At 71.9% G+C, this 16651-nt stretch carries 13 protein-coding genes and 1 pseudogene; 1 reads left to right on the forward strand and 13 read right to left on the reverse strand.

The features are described from left to right. Nucleotides 1–97: 97 nt before the first annotated feature. The 6 genes from ACFZBT_RS33410 to ACFZBT_RS33435 form a co-directional block, all read right to left on the reverse strand. Nucleotides 98–1828 carry a SpoIIE family protein phosphatase gene (locus ACFZBT_RS33410; RefSeq protein WP_391111685.1) on the reverse strand — a complete coding sequence of 577 codons (1731 nt, stop codon included), beginning with the start codon at nt 1826–1828 and terminating at the stop codon, nt 98–100. Beyond that, nucleotides 1825–3213: a SpoIIE family protein phosphatase gene (locus tag ACFZBT_RS33415; protein ID WP_391111687.1), complete on the reverse strand. Its 1389-nt coding sequence runs from the start codon at nt 3211–3213 to the stop codon at nt 1825–1827. The genes ACFZBT_RS33410 and ACFZBT_RS33415 overlap by 4 nt, the downstream gene beginning before the upstream one ends. Then, nucleotides 3213–3653 carry an ATP-binding protein gene (locus tag ACFZBT_RS33420; RefSeq protein WP_391111734.1) on the reverse strand — a complete coding sequence of 147 codons (441 nt, stop codon included), beginning with the start codon at nt 3651–3653 and terminating at the stop codon, nt 3213–3215. The genes ACFZBT_RS33415 and ACFZBT_RS33420 overlap by 1 nt, the downstream gene beginning before the upstream one ends. Next, on the reverse strand, nt 3653–4072 hold the full coding sequence (locus ACFZBT_RS33425; protein WP_391111690.1) for an STAS domain-containing protein: 420 nt from the start codon (nt 4070–4072) through the stop codon (nt 3653–3655). Before ACFZBT_RS33425 ends, ACFZBT_RS33420 begins: the two co-directional genes overlap by 1 nt. Then, nucleotides 4069–4956, reverse strand: coding sequence for an RsbRD N-terminal domain-containing protein (locus ACFZBT_RS33430; RefSeq protein ID WP_391111693.1), 888 nt, complete (start codon nt 4954–4956; stop codon nt 4069–4071). Before ACFZBT_RS33430 ends, ACFZBT_RS33425 begins: the two co-directional genes overlap by 4 nt. 198 nt (nt 4957–5154) lie before the next feature. After that, nucleotides 5155–5556: an anti-sigma factor antagonist gene (locus ACFZBT_RS33435; RefSeq protein ID WP_391111696.1), complete on the reverse strand. Its 402-nt coding sequence runs from the start codon at nt 5554–5556 to the stop codon at nt 5155–5157. Between the two features lie 344 nt (nt 5557–5900). On the opposite strand from ACFZBT_RS33435, the gene ACFZBT_RS33440 reads away from it, so the two are divergent. Beyond that, nucleotides 5901–6272: a PRC-barrel domain containing protein gene (locus tag ACFZBT_RS33440; RefSeq protein WP_391111699.1), complete on the forward strand. Its 372-nt coding sequence runs from the start codon at nt 5901–5903 to the stop codon at nt 6270–6272. Nucleotides 6273–6310: 38 nt separating this feature from the next. On the opposite strand, the gene ACFZBT_RS33445 is transcribed toward ACFZBT_RS33440, so the two are convergent. From ACFZBT_RS33445 to ACFZBT_RS33475, 7 genes and pseudogenes are all read right to left on the reverse strand, one after another. Then, nucleotides 6311–6745 (reverse strand): ATP-binding protein, encoded by a 435-nt coding sequence (locus ACFZBT_RS33445; RefSeq protein ID WP_391111701.1) that lies wholly within the window; start codon nt 6743–6745, stop codon nt 6311–6313. 114 nt (nt 6746–6859) lie between these two features. After that, nucleotides 6860–8758, reverse strand: coding sequence for an AMP-binding protein (locus ACFZBT_RS33450; protein WP_391111704.1), 1899 nt, complete (start codon nt 8756–8758; stop codon nt 6860–6862). A 155-nt stretch (nt 8759–8913) separates the two neighbouring features. Then, a complete protein-coding gene (locus ACFZBT_RS33455; RefSeq protein WP_391111707.1) occupies nt 8914–10002 on the reverse strand; it encodes a glutamate--cysteine ligase in 1089 nt (362 codons plus the stop codon). 112 nt (nt 10003–10114) lie between these two features. Beyond that, nucleotides 10115–12322 carry a 1,4-alpha-glucan branching enzyme gene (glgB, locus tag ACFZBT_RS33460; RefSeq protein ID WP_391111710.1) on the reverse strand — a complete coding sequence of 736 codons (2208 nt, stop codon included), beginning with the start codon at nt 12320–12322 and terminating at the stop codon, nt 10115–10117. Nucleotides 12323–12325: 3 nt separating this feature from the next. Beyond that, on the reverse strand, nt 12326–13696 hold the full coding sequence (locus tag ACFZBT_RS33465; protein ID WP_391111713.1) for a maltokinase: 1371 nt from the start codon (nt 13694–13696) through the stop codon (nt 12326–12328). A gap of 28 nt (nt 13697–13724) precedes the next feature. Beyond that, nucleotides 13725–15461, reverse strand: a complete 1737-nt coding sequence (treS, locus tag ACFZBT_RS33470; RefSeq protein WP_391111716.1) for a maltose alpha-D-glucosyltransferase — start codon at nt 15459–15461, stop codon at nt 13725–13727. Further along, nucleotides 15458–16651 (reverse strand): annotated as a pseudogene (locus ACFZBT_RS33475) (alpha-1,4-glucan--maltose-1-phosphate maltosyltransferase); the annotation flags it as partial. The pseudogene ACFZBT_RS33475 and the gene treS, both read right to left, overlap by 4 nt.

Raw genomic sequence — 16651 nt, forward strand, 5'->3', positions numbered from 1 at the left:
GATCACCACCATGCCCGCCCCGTGGCCGAAAAGCACCAGGCGGGAGTGAAGAACGCGTGCAAGGCACGGCCGACCGGACGTCGGCCGGACCGCGCCGTCAGGACGTGGCGTCCCCTTGGAGATGACACAGCAACAGACACACGTCGTCGTCGCGCTCGGAATCGCTCAGCAGCGGAGGCAGGAGCCGGTCCGCCGAGCCCTCCAGATCCGCGTCCAGCTCCGCGGAACGGAACCCGCCGAGCGCCGCGGCCAGCCGCTCGATACCCGGGTCTATGCCCTGCGCGCGCCGCTCGACCAGCCCGTCCGTGTACAGCGCGAGCGTCGAGCCGGGCTCCACGTGCTCCGTGTGGTCGGCGATCTCCTGGGTGAGCGGGATGCCGAGCATGGCGCCGGGTTTGGCGTCCAGCGTGCGCACCGTCCCGTCGGGCAGCCGCAGCACCGGCGGTGGATGCCCCGCGGCGGCCCAGGTCAGGGTGGGCTCGTCCGGGTGGAAGCGGGCGATGACGGCGGTGGCGTACAGATCGGGCTGCAGATGGTGCAGGAACCGGTGCAGCCGGGTCAGCAGCCGGCCCGGGCTGTCGCCGTCCACGGCGTACGCCCGCAGCGCGGTGCGCAGCTGGCTCATCATGACCGCCGCGTGCAGTCCGTGCCCGGTCACATCGCCGATGACGGTGATCAGCCCGCCGTCCCGCTGGCGGAACGCGTCGTACCAGTCACCGCCGATGTTCATCCCGTGCGTGGCGGGCAGGTACCGCGCGGCCAGGCTCAGACCCGGCGTCGTCGGCAGATCCGTGAGCAGGGCGCGCTGCAGCGTCTCGGCGATGTCGCGGTTGTGCTCGAACCGCCGGGCGTTGTCGATCGCGATGCTGGCCCGCCGGGTCAGCTCGATCAGCATCACCGCGTCGTCCGGGTCCCAGCGCGCACCGGGCGGCGACAGGGTCAGGACTCCCAGCGGCGCCCGACGCGTCGGCAGCGGGACACACAGCAGCGGCCGCCCGGGATCCAGCGCCGACGGCGGCTGGTCCTCGACGCCGGGCAGGCCCCCGGGATGGTCGGCGGCGTACTGGGGCCGGCCGGTCCGGGCCGCGACCACGGCGGCGGCCGGACGCGGCGCCGCATCGTGCCGGTCGTCCTCGTGGTCGAACAGCCAGATGTCGACGCTGCGCGCATACTCCGGCACCAGCAGGTCCGGCAGCCGGCGCACGATCTCCTCGTGGTTGAGCGAAGCCGTCAGCACGGCACTCGCGTCCGCGAGGAACGTCAGCCTGCGGCGGGCGCTCTCGGCCTCGTTGCGTGCGCTGCGCTCGGCGGCGAAGGCCTCGCGCTGGGCCCGCCCGGCCGCGTCCAGCTCCGCGTGCAGCGCCAGGACGCCCTGGTTCGTCTGGTGCAGCTCCTCACGGTGGAAGGAGACCAGGTCCTCCTGCTCGGTGAGCTTGTCCAGCACCACGGCCGTGTCCTCGTCGGCACCGAGCAGCGCCTCCGCGAGCGCGGCCGGGTCGTCCCCGACGGCGCCGCTCTCCCCGGCCCGGGCCGCCTCGGGGCAGGGGACCGTGACCTCCCACGGCGGCTCCCCGGCCGCGGCGGACGCCTCCGGCGACGGTGTCACCACGGCGTGCAGCAGCCCCTCCTCGGCGGGGGAGCCTGCCAGATCCATGGTCAGCAGCCATGTGCCGCCCTTGGTGAGGCACTGGCGCAACTGGGCGCTGAGGGCGGCGGCCAGTCTCGTCCGTTCGACGGTGGGCACACCGTACGCGGCGGCCAGGCGCGCGAGGGCGATGCGGGCGCGTGCCGCATCGGTGACGGTGGTGATCTGCCAAGTGCGCATCATGGGCGGTCCGGCGGGGTCGGAGTCAGCACGGCCACGGCGGTGTCGTCCCGCACCGGCCGGGCGGGACTGCTCGCGTCACGTATCGTCACGGCGGCCGTCACGGCCGGGTCGGCCAGGGACGGACCGGCCTCGGACGGCGGCGTCCAGCGGCTGGGCAGGCCGTCGGTGTGCAGGATCAGCAGCCGGTCGTCCGCCCACTCGGCCTCCTCCTCGCGGAGGGTGCCGGGCCGGTGGACACCGACTATGCCGGGCCGCGACAGCAGGTGGCGCCAGGTGCCGCCCGTACGCAGCCGGGCCCCCACGTTCCCGATGCCGGCGAACCGCAGCCGCCCGGCCCGCAGGTCGAGCTGGGCCAGGGCGACGGCCGCGCCCCGGGTGCCCTTCAGCGCGTCGTGCAGTTGCCGCAGCACCTCGGCGGGGGAGAGATGGGCCCAGCGGTGCAGCGCCGCGACCGCGACGGACGAGGCACGAGCGGCCTCCGGACCGTGCCCCAGACCGTCCGCCAGCATCAGCGTCACCCGTTCCCCGGCCCGCACCCACGCCCAGGCGTCGCCCGAGCACTCGGCTCCCGCGTAGGGGATGTTCACGCCTCCGGCCCGCACAGCGGCGAGGGGCGCGGGGCCGAGGTCCGACGATCCGGGCTGCCCTTCCTGCCCCGGCGCACCGGAGACCGGCCGGGGCCGGGGCTGGTTCCCGGCCCGCCCGGCGAAGCCCGGGCCGCCGGCCACCGTCGGGTGCCCCGTCAGGCCGCCGCACGCCATGACTCCGCCCGGCCGGCGACCGCCTTCCGAGGCACCTCCCGGCACACCCTCAGGCCGTAGCCCGCCGCCGGAAACCCCGTCGCCGGACCACCCCGGCACGGAGCCCACCGGCAGGCCGGCCCCGGGCATGTCACCCCAGCTCCCCGAGACCCCGTCCGCCCACACGCGCACGGCCGGCCCGGCCGGCGTGCCGTCGCCGCGCGGGGTGGTGCCCATGCGGGCCACCGCGACCGTGCCGTGGCCGGACGCGCTGTGCAGGCCGAAGTCGTCGGCGAGACGCAGACACGTGCCGAGGCCCGCGCCGAGCGAGCGGGTCGTGGAGAAACCGTCGCGCATCGCCGCGGGCACGTCGGCGATGCCCGGGCCGTGGTCGAGCGCGGCGATCTGCACCACCCGGGAATCCTCCCGCCCCTCCCGCGGCACGGGCGGCGCCACGAGGTCGATGAGCACCTGACCGCCCTCGGCGTGCTTGAGCAGATTCGTGGCGAGCTCGGTCGCGACCAGCGCCGCGGCCGCGGTGCGCCGCTCGTCGAGACCGGCCATCGCGGCCGCGCCCTCCGCGGCGACCCGCGCGTCGCGCACCCGCGTCGAGTCCCGTACCGGGATGTCCCACACGCGCGGCATCAGGCCTCCTCGCGCGGACGCGGCGGGTGGGCGGCCCAGCAGGTCACCCGCACGGTGGTGCCGTTGCCCGGCGTGCTGTCGATGTGGAAGTCGTGCACCAGGCGCCGCGCGCCGCTCAAGCCCATCCCCAGCCCGCCGCCGGAGGTGTAGCCGTCGCTGAGCGCCTGGTCCAGGTCGGAGATGCCCGGCCCCTCGTCGGTGAAGGCCAGCCGCAGGCCCTGCGCACCAGCGCTGCTGACCCGCGTCACCTCCATCTGCCCGCCACCGCCGTGCACGAGGGTGTTGCGGGCCAGCTCGCTGGCCGCGGTGACCAGCTTGGTCTGCGCCACCAGGCCGAAGCCGAGCAGGGCCGCGGCCTGCCGCACATGCTGTCGCACCCACACCAGGTCCAGGTCCGACCGGATGGGCAGGCAGGCCTCCACGCCCGCGGCGGTGTGCATCACGCACTCTCCTGACGCGGGCCGCCGGGACGGGTCACCGGGCTCTGCCCCGCGAGGAGCTCCAGGCCCGCCTCGGCGCTGAGCGCGGTGCGCAGCCCCGGCAGCGTCAGTCCCAGTTCCACCAGGGTGATGGCGACCGCCGGGCGCATGCCGGCCACCACGGTCCGCGCGGCCAGCAGCTTGGCCTGCGCGGCGATCTCGGCCAGCACCCGGCCGAGGAAGGAGTCGACGATCTCCACGCCGGAGATGTCGATGAGGACACCGCGCACCCCGGTACGGGAGATCGTCTCCGCGAGGTCCTGCTGAAGCTGCTGCGCCGTGCTGTCGTGCAGGTCCCCCTGGAGCGTGACCAGGAGGACGTCGCCGAGCCGCAGGACCGGCACATGGCCCGGCACGGGACGGAGGTAGGGGTCGCTCACCGCTGTCCCGCACCCGCGTTCACGATGTCGGCGCCGAGCTGGTGCAGCGCGTATCCCAGAGCGTCGGCGAGGTTCGCGCGGGTGATCACGTCCAGGTCCAGGCCGAGGTGGACGATGGTCTGCGCGATGGCGGGACGGATGCCGGAGACGATGCACTCGGCGCCCATCAGCCGCGCGGCGGCGACCGTCTTCATCAGGTGCTGCGCCACCAGCGAGTCGACCGTGGGCACGCCGGTGATGTCCAGGATCGCGAACCGGGCGTGCTGGTCGACGACGGCGTCCAGCAGCGTCTCCATGACCACCTGGCTGCGGGCGCTGTCGAGCGTCCCGATCAGCGGCACTGCCACGATGCCGTCCCACAGCCGGATGACGGGCGTGGCCACCTCCATCAGCTGCAGCCGCTGCCGGTCGCTGAGCGCCTCCCACTCGCTCAGCGCCGTCTGCATGGCCACCAGCCGCAGGGTGCCCATCAGGACGGTGAACGCCGTCGAACACGCCCGCAGGTGCTCGGGCGGCGCCTGTTCCAGGTCGGCGGCCAGCAGGTTCTCGACGGGCGGCCGCAGGGCGGCGAGCTCGCTGGACACCTGGGTGTTGGACAGCCCGGCACGGGAGCGGGCCGCGCCCATCCGGGCCAGCTGCTCCCGCACCCCGCTGAACCCCGCGGCGTCCGGGTCCTCCACCTGGTCCGAGTCGGCCACCTGGGCCAGCGCGTCCACGACGGCCTTGCCCGCCTCCACCGCCTCGTCGCGCGAGACGGTGAACACGGTGCGGAACAGGGGCTCGTCCGCCCACCGCTGGGCGATCTGCTCACGCCGGCGGTGCAGGAAGTCCCTGACCTCCTGGGTGGGCGTGGCGAGCTGTCCGTCCGCTTCGTGCTCCGGCACCTGGTTCTCTCCTCATCCGCGTTGCGTCGACCGAGCCCGCTTCGGAAACGAGAACGGCGTGGTGACACTTGCCGGGCGACAACTCTAACCATGCCCCGACCTCGTACGACACCTGCTCCGGCGCGGGCGGACCGGTTCAGGGAAACGGCGGTTGGTCACCGCCGGCGGCCGGTGCCGTGCAGGAGGGGACGCGGGTCGTCAGACGCCCGCTCCCTCCGGCTCCTCGGGGGTGTCCGGCCCCTCGTCGGCACGGGCCAGGGCCTCGTCCACGCTCTCCGATATCGGCACCGTGATGCTGACGCCCGTCAGGTCGAGGATGCGGCGTACGGCGGACGTCGGGCTGATGACGTGCACGCTGCCGGCGGTCTTACGGGTCTCCTGGTACACGCGGAGGATGATGTTCATCCCCGACGAGTCCATGAAGGGGACGGACGACAGGTCGAGCAGGAAGTGCCGTCGGCCGTGGTGGAGTTGGTTGGCCAGATGGGCCTGGAACTCGGTCGCGGTGTCGACGTCCAGGTAGCCGTCGACCGTGATCAGGGCCACATCCTCACGGGGCAGCTCGACTTCCACGGACAGCGGGTTCTGGGCGAGGGGCACGGATACCTCCAACAAGTGCTGCGGCCTGGTCTGGTCACCTCTCAGGGATGACCGCGGTACGGGGCGATGCCGGTCGTGGGGTGGGCTCGAATGCCGTGTGTCATGTGCCTCCCTTCGCCACCGGGCTCCGTTTTCACCGCGCCCCCGCGATTACCCCGGAAACCGGCCTCCATTCCTTCTGCCCCGAACCTCTCCGAGACCCGCCGCTCCGCTTCGTACGGTGGCAGGGGTGTGCGCCGAATGCGCGTGCGGCAGGAGGGTAATTGCTGCTGTGGAGCCGGGTGGGCGGGATACGTCCGCCGGGGCCTCCGCTATCCGCACACCGCGAAGGAGGATGGAGCAGCGTGGCCATCGACAGAATCTGGTCGTACGCGCCGGACAGCGGTCACGTCGAGGGGCGGGACCTGACCGGGTTCACCGTCGCCGCGACCGACGGCACGATCGGGCACCTGGACCGCGAGGCCGCCCCGCACGGCATGCGGCACCTGATCGTCGACACCGGAGTCTGGGTGTTCGGCCGCAGCGTGCTGGTGCCGGCCGGGGTCGTCGTCGGCATCGACACACAGGCCCGGAAGATCACACTGGCCTGCACCAGGGGAGACGCCAAGGAGGCCCCCCGCTTCCAGACGGACAGCGAGACCAGGGACCGGGAGTACCTGACGGCCGTGGGCGACTACTACGAGCGGCTGCCGCCACGCGAGACGGCCTCGGCCTGAGTCGGTCACGGGCGCTCCGCGCCCGTGACGCTCCCGGCTCACCAGGGCAGGAAGACGTGCACGTCCTTGCCGCCCTCGTCGGCCACCACGCTGACCTGGTCGCACAGGGTGTGGATCAGATGCCAGCCGATCCCGCCGCCACCGCTGCGCGGGTCGAAGGGCCGCGGGGCGGGCTCCGTGCTGCTGGAGTCGTGCAGCACCACGTGCACCCCGTCGAAGGTCCGGCGCATCCGCAGCGCGAACGGGCCCGGGGCGTACTGGACCGCGTTGGCGGCCAGCTCCGTCACCACGAGCAGGATGTCGTCCCAGTACTCGGGGGCAGAGGGCGGCGAGGATCGTGCCAGGTCACGCAAGAAGCCCTCCGCGGCCAGCCGCGCACCGGTCACGTCGTGCGGCTCGCCCACGAAGCTGTTCGTGCGGCTCGGGATGTCCTCGGAGGTCAGTGCGTCGTCCCCACGCGGCTCGGTTGACATATCGCCTTTCCGGCCCGGTCGTCAGCAAGGGCTGTCGTCAGGGCTGTCGTCCTCTCTCTTGCGTCGCCACTGTCGTGTTCCCGTGCCGGCGCGGACTACGCGTCCGGTCCGTGTTCATCGGAACACGTTGTCCGAGTCGTCCCAGTGCGACGGGTCCTCCGCAGTGCCCGTCCGCCCGGGACGCCTGCGCGATTCGTACATCGCGTCGATCTCGGCCGCGCAGTGCCGCACGATCTCGTCCCGGCGTAGTTTCATCGACGGCGTCAGCAGCCCGTTGGTCACGTCGAACGGTTCCGGCAGGACCCGGAACACCCGGATCGACTCCGACCGCGACACGGCACTGTTGGCCGCTGCCACGGCCCGCGCGACCTCCTCCCGCAGCGCGTTCTCCTCCCGCGCCTCCCGCATCTCGCCCTGCAGCGCCAGCGCCGCCCGCCAGTGCGCCAGGAACTCCGGATCCAGCGTGATCAGGGCGCCGACACAGGGCCGGTTGTCGCCCACCACCACCGCCTGATGGATGAGCGGGTGCATCCGCAGCCGCTGTTCCAGGGAGGCCGGGGCGACGCTCTTGCCGCTGCTCGTGATGATGATGTCCTTCTTGCGGCCGGTGATCGTCAGATAGCCGTCCGAGTCCAGGCGCCCGAGGTCACCGGTGGCCAGCCAGCCGCCGCGGAGCGCGGCCCGGGTGCCGGCGTCGTCACCCACGTACCCCTGGAACACCGACGGGCCGCGCACCAGGATCTCGCCGTCGTCGGCGACCTCGATCTCCGTGCCGGGCAGCGCCTGCCCCACGGTTCCGGACTTCTCCCGGCCCAGCGGCTGCATCGTGACCCCGCCGCTGGTCTCCGTCAGGCCGTACCCGTCGTTCACGTAGATGCCGATGCCCTCGTAGAAGAGGGACAGGTCGCGGCTGAGGGGAGAACCGCCGGACGTCGCCCGCCGTACCCGGCCGCCCAGCGCGGCCCGCAGCCTGCGGTACACCGTGCGGTCGTACAGGGCGTGCTGCAGCCGCAGATCGAAACCGGGTCCGCGGCCCCGGCCCAGCCGCTGGCGTTCGAGGGCCGCGGCGAAGTCCCGCGCCGTCCCGGCGGCCCGCTCGAACAGCCCGCCGTGGCCCTCCTGCTGCGCCGTGCGCAGGAAGTTCTTGTAGATCTTCTCGAAGACCGACGGAACCGCGTAGAAGTACGTGGGCCGGAAGGAGCGCAGCGCCGAGAACAGCGCGTCCCCGCCGAGGTCGGCCTGGTGCCCCATCAGCAGGCCGCCGCGCACGCACAGGCCCTGGATCATGAGCCCGTACACATGGGAGAAGGGCAGGAACGCCAGCACGGAGCCCTGCTCCCCGCGGCCTGCCGCCGTCCGGCCCCAGCCGGCCAGCAGTGTGTCGCAGGGCCCGGCCAGGTTGCGATGGCTGAGGGCGCAGCCCAGGGCATGGCCGGTCGTGCCGGAGGTGTAGGCGATGACGGCCGTGGAGTCCGGCAGCACGATGCGGCGCATCGAGTCGACCGTGGCGAGCGGCACGGACTCCCCGCGCACCGCCAGCTGCTCCAGCGCCCCGGCGTCCAGCTGCCACACGTGGCTCAGCAGCGGCAGCGCCGCGCACACCGAGCCGACGGTCATGACGCCCTGCTCGTCCTCGACCACCACGGCCACACAGCCGGCGTCCCGCAGGATCCACTCCACCTGGTCGCGCGACGAGGTCGGGTAGACCGGGACGACCTCGGCGCCCACGGCCCACAGCGCGTAGCACAGGACCGTCCACTCGTACCGGGTGCGCGCCATGATCGCCACGCGGTGGCCCGGCGCGATCCCGGACGCGATCAGCCCCTTGGCCGCGTCCACCACCTCGTCGCGCAGCTCGATCGCTGTCACCTCCTCCCAGACGGCGGAGGAGGGGTCGGTGCGGCGGGCGAGCATCGGCCGGGTGGGTTCGCGGTCCGCCGTCTCGAAGACGCTGTCGGCGAGCCCGCCGGTCAGGGGCGAGAAGGCCGGTGGAGCGAGGGCCGTGTCGCGCATGCACTGCTCCTGACGTGTACGGGGTGTGACATTGCCGACGGGTACCGTCATCGGCGGTGCTCGAATGTAGTCGAGTCGGGACCCTTCGGGGTCGGGAAATACGGAAGTGACACCGCTGATGATCTCGGCGTGACCGAAAGGACGGGCGGGACGGCTCAGCCCTGGGTGTGGCGCACGCACTCGGTGACGACGTCCCGCAGGCTGCCCGTACGCTCCATCAGCTCGCGCTGGACCCGTGCGCCGTTGCCCTCCCGCAGCAGTTCCGCGCAGGCGGTCCGGGCACGGTCGAAGTCACCGGTGTCCGAGAGGGCCGCACCGACATGGTCCAGCAGGGCACGCACCACTGCCTCGGCGGGCATGCGCCGCATGGTCGCGGGGTGCAGCAGCTCGCCCGTCAGCCCCGACCGGGCGGCCTGCCAGTAGGCCAGCCGCAGCAGGCTGACGCTGTGGTCGAGGGGCTCCCGGCCCGCCCGCCACTCCCGAGCGGCGGTCTCGACGAGCCCGCGGACCAGGGTGGCGACCAGCGCGGCCGTGCCGGAGCGCAGACAGACGTCCGAGACCCGCACCTCCACCGTCGGATACTGCCGGGACAGCCGCGCGTCGAAGTAGATCATCCCGTCGTCGAGGATGACCCCGGTGGCCACCATCTCCGAGACCAGCCGGTGGTACCGCTCGGCCGAGCCGAAGATCCCGGTCGGACCGGCCGACGGCCAGCGCTGCCACACCCGGCTGCGATAGCTGCTGTACCCCGAGTCGTGACCCTGCCAGAACGGCGAGTTCGCGCTGAGCGCCAGCAGCACCTGCAGCCACGGCCGCACCCGGTCGATGACCGCCACGCCCTCCTCGTCGGACTCGACCGACACGTGCACATGGCAGCCCATGACGAGCTGCTCCCGGGTGGCGATGCCGTACCGCTCCGCCATCCACTGGTAGCGCTGGTTGACGCTTATGGCGGGGCTGACGGGCAACGGGGAGGTGGCGAGCGCCGCGACGGTGCAGCCGATCTCCCCGGCGTGCCGGGCGGCCTCCTCGCGGCAGCGGACGATCTCCGCGTGCAGGCTCTCCATGGACGACTGCGGATGGGTGGCGAACTCCAGCATCTGCTCGTGGAGTTCCTTCTCGAAGACGTCCTGATCCGCGCCGTCCCGCGCCGCGTGGGCCAGCACCGCCGCGGACAGCGCCCGCGGCTCGCCGGTCTCCGGATCGACCAGGAGGAGTTCCTCCTCCACTCCGACGGTGCGCACCCGATGCCCGCCCTTCTGCGACCCTGCCGCGTCGTACCACCGGATCCGCCCGGTGGTACGACCCCCAGTGCCCCTCACGGGCGGGTCGGACACCTGTTGCGTCCGCGGGACTTCACGGAGCGAACGGCCTCAGCCACACGGTGGCCAGCGGCGGCAGCGTGATCCGGACCAGGCCGCCCTCCGGTTTGGCCGGATTCGGGTTGGTGACACCACCGCCGCCGTAGCGCGTGTCGTCGGTGTTGAGGATCTCCTGCCAGGCGACCACGTCGTCCGGGACCCAAAGGCCGTAGTCGTGCCGGACGACGGGGGAGAAGTTCGACACCGCCAGCAGCGGACTGCCCTCGGCGTCGTAGCGGAGGAACGCGAAGACGTTGTCGTCGGCCGAGTCCACCGCCACCCACCGGAAACCCTCGGGACGGGTGTCGCACTGCCACAGCGCCGGCGTCGCCCGGTACGCCGTGTTCAGGTCGCGGACCAGATCGCGCACGCCCCGGTGGTCCCCGGCCGAGTGGTAGCCGTCGTCGAGCAGCCACCACTCCGGCCCGTGCTCCACCGACCACTCGGCCCCCTGGGCGAACTCCTGCCCCATGAACAGCAGTTGCTTGCCGGGGTGGCCCCACATGAAGCCGAGGTAGGCGCGGGTGGTGGCGCGCCGCTGCCACCAGTCGCCCGGAGCCTTCGACACCAGCGCCTGCTTGCCGTGCACGACCTCGTCGTGGGAGATCGGCAGGACGTAGTTCTCGCTGTACGCGTACACCATCGAGAAGGTCATCTCGTGGTGGTGGTACTTGCGGTGCACCGGCTCGTGGCTCAGGTACTCCAGCGAGTCGTGCATCCAGCCCATGTTCCACTTCAGCCCGAAACCGAGCCCGCCGGTGTCGGTGGGCCGGGTCACGCCGCCCCAGGCGGTGGACTCCTCGGCGATGGTGACCACGCCGGGAGCACGCCGGTACACGGTCGCGTTCATCTCCTGCAGGAACGCCATGGCCGCCAGGTCCTCCCGGCCACCGTAGGCGTTGGGCTCCCACTGGCCGTCCTCGCGCGAGTAGTCGAGGTAGAGCATCGAGGCGACCGCGTCCACCCGCAGCCCGTCGATGTGGAACTCCTCGCACCAGTACACCGCGTTCGCCACGAGGAAGTTGCGCACCTCGGTGCGGCCGAAGTCGAACTCGTACGTGCCCCAGTCCGGGTGCTCCGCGCGCCGGTCGTCCCCCGGTTCGTACAGAGGCTCCCCGTCGAACCGGGCCAGCGCCCAGTCGTCCTTCGGGAAGTGCGCCGGCACCCAGTCCATGATCACGCCGAGGCCGGCCCGGTGGCAGGCGTCGACGAAGAACCGGAAGTCGTCCGGAGAGCCCAGCCGGGCCGTCGGCGCGTAGAAACCCGTGACCTGGTAGCCCCACGAGCCGTGGAAGGGGTGCTCGGCGACCGGCATCAACTCGACGTGCGTGAAGCCGAGGTCCTTGACGTACGCGGGCAGTTCCTCGGCGAGCTGCCGGTAGGTCAGCCCCGGGCGCCAGGACGGCAGATGCACCTCGTACACCGACATCGGCGCCTCGTGCACCGGCCTGTCGGCGCGGTGCGCCATCCACTCGGCGTCGGCCCACTCATAGTGCGAGGCCGTCACGATCGACGCCGTATTGGGCGGCTCCTCGGCACGGCGGGCCATCGGGTCCGCCTTGAGGAAGCGGTGCCCGTACCGGGAGTGGATCTCGAACTTGTACGCGGTGCCCTCCCCGACGCCCGGCAGGAACAGCTCCCACACCCCGGACGCGCCCAGCGACCGCATCGGGAACTGCGTCCCGTCCCAGTGGGTGAAGTCGGCGGCGACCCGTACCCCCTGCGCGTTCGGCGCCCACACCGTGAACCGGGTGCCGGTCACGCCCTCGTGAGTCATGGGCTCGGCGCCGAGCGCCTGCCACAACTGCTCATGCCTGCCCTCGCGGATCAGGTGCAGGTCGAGTTCGCCGAGCGCGGGCAGGAAGCGGTACGGGTCGTGTGTCTCCTGCTCACCGCCGTCGTACGCCACGTGCAGCGTGTACTCGGGGATCGCGTCCAGCGGCAGCACGCCCGAGAAGAGGCCGTCGCCCTCCGAGACGAGAGCGGTGCGCTTCCCGCCGGTCACGACGCTCACGGAGCGGGCGAAGGGGCGCAGCGCCCGGAACGCGATCCCGCCGGGGGCCGGGTGGGCGCCGAGCAGCGCGTGCGGATCGTGGTGGGCGCCCGCCAGCAGGCGCCCGCGGTCCTCCGGGCTCAGGGCGGGCGCGGTCGCGCTCGGGACCGGGCCTGACGGCTCCGGGATTGAGGTGTCTCGCAGGGCCACGGCTCAGTCTCCTCTCACAGCGAGGCGCTCGATCGCCGCCATCGGTACAGGCAGCCAGTCGGGGCGGTGCCGTGCCTCGTACAGCACCTCGTACACGGCCCGGTCCGTCTCATAGGCCCGGAGCAGTCCGTGTTTCTTGCGCGGATCCCAGCCGGCCCGGGCGGCATAGCCCGCGCAGTAGGCCTCGCGGCAGCGCCGCGCCCACTCCGGGCGCCAGGGGCGGCGCTGCCGGGCGGCGTAGTCGAAGGAACGCAGCATCCCGGCGACGTCCCGCACGGGGGAGTGGGCGCTGCGCCGTTCGGAGAGCGGCCGGGACGGCTCGCCCTCGAAGTCGATGACGAACCACTCCCGCCCCGCCCGCAGCACCTGGCCGAGGTGCAGGTCGCCGTGGATGCGCTGGGCGGGCGGCCCGGCATCGCAGGTGCTGAGGGCGGCGAACGCGGTCCGCAGGCCCGGCACGAACGGCTGGAGTGCGGGCACGCAGTGCGCGGCGGCGTCCAGCCGCTCGGTCATCGCCGACGCCGTACGCCCGTTCTCCCCGGGCGTGCCGACCGGGAAGGCCGAGGCCAGCGCGAGGTGCACATCCGCCGTGGCCGCGCCGAGCGCCCGCGCCTGGACCGTGAAGTCGTCCCCGGCGGCCAGGGCGTGCAGCGCCAGCGTCCAGCCGTCGGAGGCGTCCCGCAGATACGGCTGGAGCACACCGAGCGTCGCCTTGAAGGGATGGTTCATCTGGAACCAGGCCACGGGCGCCGGCACGCGGTGGCAGCCCTGGCGGGCCAGCGCGCCCGGCACCTCCAGGTCCGGGTTCACGCCCGGCTGGATGCGCCGGAAGATCTTCAGGATGTACTCGTCGCCGTACACCAGCGAGGAGTTGGACTGCTCGGCGTCGAGCAGCCGCGGCACCAGCCCGCCGGGCACCCGCTGGTCCGGGTCGCAGTCGAAGCGCAGCGGGCCGGCGGTGCCGGGCTGCCGCAGCCGGTCCAGGAGCAACTGGGCCGAACGGGGGTCGTGGAGGGCGTCGTAGACCGTCAGACCGGCCAGCGGCCCGTCCTGCACCTGCCCGATGAGGGCCCGGCCGAGGCGCGGTGACGGGTGTTCCCGTACGCCCAGCAGGAGTTGGTAGCAGTCGCCGGCCGGGGGAGCACCGCCCGGTGACGGCACACCCGTGTGCCCGGCGTGCCCGGCGTGCACCAGCAGGTGCAGACAGCCCGGGAACAGCTCGGTCATCGACAGCAGGCCGAGCTCCGTGACGGGCCGGTCCTTGCCGGCGAACCAGCGCTGGCGGGGAAGCCAGTCGCGCAGCAGGGCGCCGAGCGACTCCATGGGCTCGGCCAGGCGGGTGAGGCTCGGGCGCAGGGATGCGGTCTTCGGCATGGTCACGCCTCCTTGTCCCGGCGCGTGCTCACAGTCGCCGTCCGATGCGGGATGCGACTCGGGTGAGCCGGAACCAGTAGAAGCCGTGACCCCCGAGCGTCAGCAGATACGGCAGCTCGCCGATGGCCGGGAAGCGCACCCCGCCGAACAGCTCCACCGGGTGACGTCCGGCGAACTCGCGCAGATCGAGTTCGGTGGGCTGCGCGAACCGCGCGAAGTTGTTCACGCACAGCACCAGGTCGTCCCCTTCTTCCCCAGAAGCGGGGGCCTCCCTGAGGAAGGCCAGCACCGCGGGGTTGGAGGAGGGCAGTTCGGTGTACGTGCCGAGTCCGAAGGCGGGGTTCTGCTTGCGGATCTCGATCATGCGGTGGGTCCAGTGCAGCAGCGACGACGGCGAGGACATGGAGGCCTCGACATTGGTCACCTGGTGGCCGTAGACCGGGTCCATGATCGCCGGCAGGTAGAGGCGGCCCGGGTCGCAGGTGGAGAACCCGGCGTTGCGGTCCGGGGTCCACTGCATGGGGGTCCGGACGGCGTCCCGGTCGCCGAGCCAGATGTTGTCGCCCATGCCGATCTCGTCGCCGTAGTAGAGGATCGGCGAGCCGGGGAGGGCCAGCAGCAGAGCGGTGAACAGCTCGATGGTGTGCCGGTCGTTGTCGAGCAGGGGAGCAAGACGCCTGCGGATGCCGATGTTGGCGCGCATGCGGGGGTCCTTGGCGTACTCGGCCCACATGTAGTCGCGCTCTTCGTCGGTGACCATCTCGAGCGTCAGCTCGTCGTGGTTGCGCAGGAACATGCCCCACTGGCAGCCCGAGGGGATGGCCGGGGTCTTGGCCAGGATTTCCGAGACCGGGTAGCGGGACTCGCGGCGCACGGCCATGAAGATGCGCGGCATGACCGGGAAGTGGAAGGCCATGTGGCACTCGTCGCCGCCGCTCGGGTAGTCGCCGAAGTAGTCGACGACGTCCTCGGGCCACTGGTTGGCCTCGGCCAACAGCACCGTGTCCGGGTACTGCGCGTCGATCTCCTTGCGGACGCGCTTGAGGAACGTGTGGGTGGGGGGCAGGTTCTCGCAGTTGGTGCCCTCGGCCGCGTACAGGTACGGCACCGCGTCCAGCCGGAAGCCGTCGATGCCCAGGTCCAGCCAGAACTTCAGCGCGGCCAGGATCTCCTCCTGGACACGCGGGTTCTCGTAGTTGAGGTCCGGCTGGTGCGAGAAGAAGCGGTGGAAGAAGTACTGGCCGCGCACCGGGTCGTACGTCCAGTTCGACGTCTCCGTGTCGACGAAGATGATCCGGGCGTCCGGATAGCCCTTGTCGTCGTCGGCCCAGACGTAGTAGTCGCCGTAGGGCCCGTCGGGGTCCTTGCGCGACTCCTGGAACCACGCGTGCTCGTCGCTGGTGTGGTTCATGACGAAGTCGATGATCACGCGCATGCCGCGCTGGTGGGCGGCGTCGACGAACTCCACGAAGTCGGCGAGGTCGCCGAACTCCGGCAGGACGGCCGTGTAGTCGGACACGTCGTAGCCGCCGTCGCGCAGGGGTGACTTGAAGAACGGCGGCAGCCACAGGCAGTCGACGCCGAGCCACTGGAGGTAGTCCAGCTTGGCGGTCAGGCCCTTCAGGTCACCGACACCGTCGCCGTTGCTGTCCTGGAACGAGCGGACGAGCACCTCGTAGAACACGGCGCGCTTGAACCACTCCGGGTCCCGGTCTCTGACGGGTGTGTCCTCGAAGGTGTCCAGCACGGGCTCGTTCACGGTCATGACGTTCCTGCCCCTCCGATCGCTCGCGCGGCGGGCGGTGACAGGACGTGGAAGACGTGCGCGGGAGCCCGCCCCGGCTCGAGACGCACGTAGTTGTTCCTGCTCCAGTGGTAGGTCTCGCCGGTGAGCTCGTCCCGTACGGGCACCGACTCGTGCCAGTCCAGGCCGAGTTGCGGCATGTCCAGCGAGACCGTCGCCTCCTGGGCGTGGTGGGGGTCGAGGTTGGCGACCACCAGGACCACGTCGTCTCCCGCGCGCTTGCTGTACGCGATGAGGGAGTCGTTGTCGGTGTGGTGGAAGCGGAGATTCCTGAGCCGGTGCAGTGCGGGGTGTTCCCGCCGGATGGTGTTGAGCCTGGTCAGCAGCCGGGTGATGGTGCGTCCCTCGCGTTCGGCGGCCTCCCAGTCGCGCCGGGTGAGCTGGTACTTCTCCGAGTTCAGGTACTCCTCGCTGCCCTGCCTGAGCGGGGTGTTCTCGCACAGTTCGTAGCCGGAGTAGATGCCCCAGGTCGGGGAGAGGGTCGCGGCGAGGACGGCCCTCACCTCGAAGGCGGGACGGCCGCCCTGCTGGAGGTAGGCGTGCAGGATGTCGGGGGTGTTGGCGAAGAAGTTCGGCCGCATGTAGGACGCGGCCTCGCCGGAGAGTTCCGTGAGGTAGTCGGTCAGTTCCTGCTTGGTGTTGCGCCAGGTGAAGTAGGTGTAGGACTGCTGGAAGCCGATCTGGGCCAGGGTGGCCATCATCGCCGGGCGGGTGAACGCCTCGGCCAGGAAGATCACATCCGGGTCGGTGCGGTTGATCTCCGCGATCACCCGCTCCCAGAACACGACCGGCTTGGTGTGCGGGTTGTCGACGCGGAAGATCCGCACCCCGGTGTCCATCCAGTGCCGCAGGACGCGCACGGTCTCGGCGATGAGGCCGTCCATGTCGGTGTCGAAGGCGATGGGGTAGATGTCCTGGTACTTCTTGGGCGGGTTCTCGGCGTAGGCGATGGTGCCGTCGGGGCGGTGGTGGAACCACTCGGGGTGTTTCTGCACCCAGGGGTGGTCGGGGGAGCACTGCAGGGCGAAGTCGAGTGCCACCTCCATGCCCAGCTCGCGGGCCTGCTCCACGAACCAGGTGAAGTCCTCCAGGGTGCCCAGGTCCGGGTGGACGGCGTCGTGGCCGCCCTCGGGGGAGCCGATGGCCCAGGG

This window comes from Streptomyces sp. NPDC008137 (assembly GCF_042957035.1).
Taxonomy (GTDB): Bacteria; Actinomycetota; Actinomycetes; order Streptomycetales; family Streptomycetaceae; genus Streptomyces.

Coding starts and splice junctions, on each gene's coding strand:
- ACFZBT_RS33410 (WP_391111685.1), bottom strand. CDS start 1,828: ATGATGCGCACTTGGCAGATCACCACCGTCACCGATGCGGCACGCGCC.
- ACFZBT_RS33415 (WP_391111687.1), bottom strand. CDS start 3,213: ATGCCGCGCGTGTGGGACATCCCGGTACGGGACTCGACGCGGGTGCGC.
- ACFZBT_RS33420 (WP_391111734.1), bottom strand. CDS start 3,653: ATGCACACCGCCGCGGGCGTGGAGGCCTGCCTGCCCATCCGGTCGGAC.
- ACFZBT_RS33445 (WP_391111701.1), bottom strand. CDS start 6,745: ATGTCAACCGAGCCGCGTGGGGACGACGCACTGACCTCCGAGGACATC.
- ACFZBT_RS33450 (WP_391111704.1), bottom strand. CDS start 8,758: ATGCGCGACACGGCCCTCGCTCCACCGGCCTTCTCGCCCCTGACCGGC.
- ACFZBT_RS33465 (WP_391111713.1), bottom strand. CDS start 13,696: ATGCCGAAGACCGCATCCCTGCGCCCGAGCCTCACCCGCCTGGCCGAG.
- treS (WP_391111716.1), bottom strand. CDS start 15,461: ATGACCGTGAACGAGCCCGTGCTGGACACCTTCGAGGACACACCCGTC.